Source organism: Homoserinimonas sp. (assembly GCF_056262345.1).
In genome coordinates, this window is record NZ_JBACFR010000106.1 from 1 (window position 1) to 4,298 (window position 4,298).

A 4,298-nucleotide genomic window follows, 5' to 3' on the forward strand; every position below is an offset into this window, starting at 1 on the left:
CGTGGGCCAACGAGCCTCTCGTCATTGTCGTCGGCAGCGAAGGCAAGGGCCTTTCGCGCCTGGTGACCGAGACGTGTGATGCGGTTGTGTCGATTCCGATCAACGCCGCAACCGAGTCGCTCAATGCCGGCATCGCCGCATCCGTGACCCTGTATGAAATCTCAAAGCTGCGGGCGCAGGGCAAGAAGCGCAAGTAACGCCACAGCACGTGTGGAGAGCCCGGCGAACGTCACTATCGCCGGGCTCTTCTACACCCGGTCGCGCCAGTCGATGTCCTGGTCGGGGATGATCTGAATCGGCACGGTGATGGCACCCGTGACGGGATCAAACATTGTGGCCTCGTCGCGGCGGTGCCGCAGCACCGTGTCGATGTAGGAGGTCACGGCCTCGGCGAGCGGGATGTCGCGGCCAGCATCCTGAGACAGATACCACCGGTGATCCAGCAGCTGATGGAATACTTCCGCGGGCTCGAGCTTGCCTTTGAGCTCCCGCGGGATAGCGCGCACCACCGGCTCGAACACGCTCGTGAGCCATTCGTGCGCGACCATCTCTTCGTCGGCATCCGGTCTGGCATAGCTGGCGGCATACGAGTCGAGGTCGTTGAGAAGGCGGCGGGCCTGGTTCTCGCCTGTGTCGAGCCCGGTGAGCCGCAACAGCCGTCGCTGGTGGTGGCCAGCGTCGACAACCTTGGGCTGGATGCGCACCCTCGTGCCCGTGTCGTCGGTCTTGATCGCGAGCTCTTCGATGTCGAAGCCGAGAGAGTTGAGCCGCTCGACGCGTTCCGCGATGCGCCATCGCTCCGACGAGTCGAAGGATTCTGCTCCCGTGAGCTCCGTCCACAGGCTGCGGTAGGAGGCGACGATGCGGTTGCTCACCTCGAGGGGGTCGACGTTTTCGTCGAGCCGCCCGCCCGCAGCCAGGTCGAATAGCTCGCCAGCGATGTTCACGCGGGCAATCTCGAGGTCGTTCTCTCGTTGGCCGTCGGAGAGGCCGTTGTAGATCTTGCCGGTCTCGGCATCCACTAGATAGGCGGCGAAGGCGCCAGCATCTCGACGGAACAGCGTGTTCGAGAGCGAGACGTCGCCCCAGAAGAAGCCGATGATGTGGAGCCGCACAAGGAGCACAGCCAAAGCGTCGACGAGACGGGTTGCCGTCTCGGGGCGCAGGGTCTGCGAATAGAGGGCCCGATACGGGAGCGAGAACTTGAGGTGCCGGGTTACCAGGGCAGCATCGAGGGGGTTGCCCTCGTCGTCCGTGCGGTTGGTAATCACCGCGAGAGGGTCGACGCACGGGATGTCGAGGCGCTGCAATGCCCGCAGCATGTCGTACTCCTGCTGGGCCAGCGCAGGCGAGGTTTCTTTGATCGCAATCACATAGCCGCTGAGGTGGGCAAAGCGAACGAGGTGCCGGGAGATGCCCTTGGGTAGCGCGGCGATCACATCGTCGGGCCACACGTCGAGGGGGAGCGACCACGGCAGGTCGAGCAGAGCAGAGTCAACCGTTGCGGAGGTGATGCTGAGGGAGGCCATAGCGACGTCGATCCGATCTAAGACGAGTTCGAGCCTGCCAGATCCGCATGCGACGGGGCTGACAGGCTCGAACGGGTAGAGGCTTTCTAGACGGTGATGGGGGCGCTGAGGCGCTCGCCGGACTCCGTGTTGAAGACGTGGATGTGGTCGGGCGACGGCAGAATGAACACCCGGTCACCCGAGTTCGGGTGCGAGCGGCCGTCGACGCGGGCAACGATGTCGACGCGGTTGCCGTCGACCTCGGTGTGGCCGTAGAGGTAGCCGTCGGCGCCGAGCTCCTCGACGATATCGACATCCACCGAGAGGCCCTCGCCCGTGTTCGATACCCGAACATCTTCGGGGCGAACGCCGATGGTGACCTTCGCGGATGCGCCACTGAGGGTGTCGCGGTCGACGGGGGCAACTGCGGTGCCGAACTTGAGGCCGCCGTCGACGACATCGGCCGGGAACAGGTTCATGGCAGGGGAGCCAATGAAGCCGGCGACGAACACGTTCTTGGGCTCCGCATAGAGCTCACGCGGGGTGCCCACCTGCTGAAGCACGCCATCCTTGAGCACCGCGATGCGGTCACCCATCGTGAGCGCCTCGGTCTGGTCGTGGGTGACGTAGACGGTGGTAACGCCGAGCCGGCGGGTGAGCGACGCGATCTGGGTGCGGGTCTGCACGCGCAGCTTGGCATCGAGGTTCGACAGCGGCTCGTCCATGAGAAAGACCTGGGGGCTACGCACGATTGCTCGGCCCATCGCCACACGCTGACGCTGACCGCCAGAGAGTGCCTTCGGCTTGCGGGCCAGATACGGCTCAAGGTCGAGAAGCTTGGCGGCTTCAAGCACGCGCTTCGCTCGCTCTTCCTTGCCGATGCCAGCGATCTTGAGCGCGAAGCCCATGTTCTCGGCGACCGTCATGTGCGGGTAGAGCGCATAGTTCTGAAACACCATGGCGATGTCACGGTCCTTGGGGGGAACATCGGTGACGTCGCGGTCGCCAATGAAAATGCGGCCGTCGTTGACCTCTTCGAGGCCTGCGAGCATCCGGAGAGTCGTGGACTTGCCACAGCCGGAGGGGCCGACGAGAACGAGAAATTCGCCATCAGCGACTTCGAGATCGATCTGGTCGACGGCGGGCCGGGTGGAACCCGGGTAGAGACGGGTTGCCTTGTCAAACGTGACAGTAGCCATGACTGTATATCTCCTTCACCGGCAGGTACGTGCCGGACGATCCGTAGTGAATGGATGTTGTGCGCCGCCAGACCGAGGTCAGACAGACGCCCTCATTATGCCACCGCCGGGCCGCACCGCCTAGGACGGGTATGTGCAGCGGCTCGGGGCGTGCCTGGTTTGGGGGGAGGGGAGGGCCTGGGACGACGCATATGCTTATTCAGCGTTGGTTTGGCCAACTCCCAGACACGATGTCTAGCATCGAAGGTGCCTGACAGATCAAACGCCGGGGCTTACCGCGCCTGTGATCGGGGCGCGGCGCCGGCTAGGCGCAGGGGGGTCGCATTCGGGCGAGACATTTTGCTCGGTGTTTGATAGCGATGAATGAGGTTTCATGACAAACGATCGTTCGGGCGCACAGCCTACGAAGAACGAGAAGCGCGCCGCGGCGCGTGAGAAGGCACAGCAGGCGCGCCTCGAGCAAAAGAAGAAGGAGCGCCGCAACCGCTACCTGCTGCAGGGCGGAATCATTCTCGGCATTCTTGCTGCCATCGCCGTTGTGGTCATGGTCGTCGTCTCCTCAATCCCCAAGACCTATCCAGGTCCCGCGAACATGCTCAGCGACGGCATCCGCATCGGCGCCGGTTTCGTGGCCGAGCCCACCGCTGCGCTGCAGCCGGGGGAAAGCCCTGTCGCCTCTGAGCCGACAGAAGATTCGGATGTCGTGGACATTCGCATCTACCTTGACTACTTCTGCCCCGCGTGCGGTGCATTCGAAGAGGCCAACAACGAGCAGATCGCCACCTGGGTCGATTCCGGCGCCGCAACGCTGGAGATTCATCCCGTCTCGATCCTCGACCGCGCTTCGCTGAACTCGCAGTATTCGACCCGCGCAGCCAATGCCGCCGCATGTGTGGCCAACTACTCGCCCGATTCGTTCTTCGCCTACAACTCCCTGCTCTTTGAGAACCAGCCGGCAGAGGGCACGACCGGCCTCGATAACGACGAGCTCAAGGCCCTCGCGAAAGAGGCCGGGGTGGCGCAGCTCGGATCCGTCGAAACGTGCATCGATGATGTTCGGTTCAAGAAGTGGGTCAACGCGGCGACGGCCCGCGCGTTCGAAGGCCCGCTGCCTAACGCCGATATCGAGCGGGTTGAGAAGACCCCAACCGTGATCGTCAACGGCACCGCCTACACCGGATCGATCAACGACCCGGCCGAATTTGCCAAGTTCGTGAGCACCCAGAGCGGCAACGCCTTCACCGACGAGCAGAAGTCGACCCCGTCGCCGAGCCCCAGCCCGAGCCCGGCCGCCTAGGAGACGTTGCGTCGCGCTCATCGGTGAGTCCCGGGTGATCACCCGACGAGGATGACGTGAACCTCATGTGCCAGCGCAACGCTGGTAGCGGCGGTGCCGGCACCGGGTTGGTGACTGCCTGAGGAGGCAGTCGCCATGCCCAACGGCAAGCCCAACATCCTGGTCATCTGGGGCGATGACATCGGCATCACCAACCTGAGTTGCTATAGCGACGGGGTCATGGGGTATCGAACCCCCAATATCGACCGCATCGCGGACGAGGGGATGCGGTTTACGGACTCCTACGGCGAGCAG

The 4,298-nt window shown here is 63.8% G+C and carries 5 protein-coding genes; 3 read left to right on the forward strand and 2 right to left on the reverse strand.

The features are described 5' to 3' along the window. On the forward strand, positions 1-197 hold a 197-nt coding region (locus tag AC062T_RS05525; protein WP_476028153.1), incomplete at its 5' end, for a TrmH family RNA methyltransferase. A 51-nt stretch (positions 198-248) separates the two neighbouring features. Here the strand turns inward: AC062T_RS05525 and AC062T_RS05530 are convergent. Together AC062T_RS05530 and AC062T_RS05535 are read right to left on the reverse strand one after the other, a co-directional pair. Next, positions 249-1,529, reverse strand: a complete 1,281-nt coding sequence (locus tag AC062T_RS05530) for a DUF4032 domain-containing protein (RefSeq protein ID WP_476028155.1) — start codon at positions 1,527-1,529, stop codon at positions 249-251. Positions 1,530-1,615: 86 nt separating this feature from the next. Beyond that, complete coding sequence (locus AC062T_RS05535) at positions 1,616-2,707, reverse strand: ABC transporter ATP-binding protein (RefSeq protein WP_476028157.1); 1,092 nt, start codon at positions 2,705-2,707, stop codon at positions 1,616-1,618. A gap of 373 nt (positions 2,708-3,080) precedes the next feature. Between AC062T_RS05535 and AC062T_RS05540 the strand changes: the two genes are divergently transcribed. Then, positions 3,081-4,004 (forward strand): DsbA family protein, encoded by a 924-nt coding sequence (locus tag AC062T_RS05540; RefSeq protein WP_476028159.1) that lies wholly within the window; start codon positions 3,081-3,083, stop codon positions 4,002-4,004. A gap of 135 nt (positions 4,005-4,139) precedes the next feature. Next, positions 4,140-4,298 (forward strand): sulfatase-like hydrolase/transferase (locus AC062T_RS05545; protein ID WP_476028161.1); only part of this gene is annotated, 159 nt, incomplete at its 3' end.

Excerpts from the sequence above, each read along its gene's own strand:
- AC062T_RS05535 (WP_476028157.1), bottom strand. The coding sequence starts at position 2,707 with ATGGCTACTGTCACGTTTGACAAGGCAACCCGTCTCTACCCGGGTTCC.
- AC062T_RS05530 (WP_476028155.1), bottom strand. The coding sequence starts at position 1,529 with ATGGCCTCCCTCAGCATCACCTCCGCAACGGTTGACTCTGCTCTGCTC.
- AC062T_RS05540 (WP_476028159.1), top strand. The coding sequence starts at position 3,081 with ATGACAAACGATCGTTCGGGCGCACAGCCTACGAAGAACGAGAAGCGC.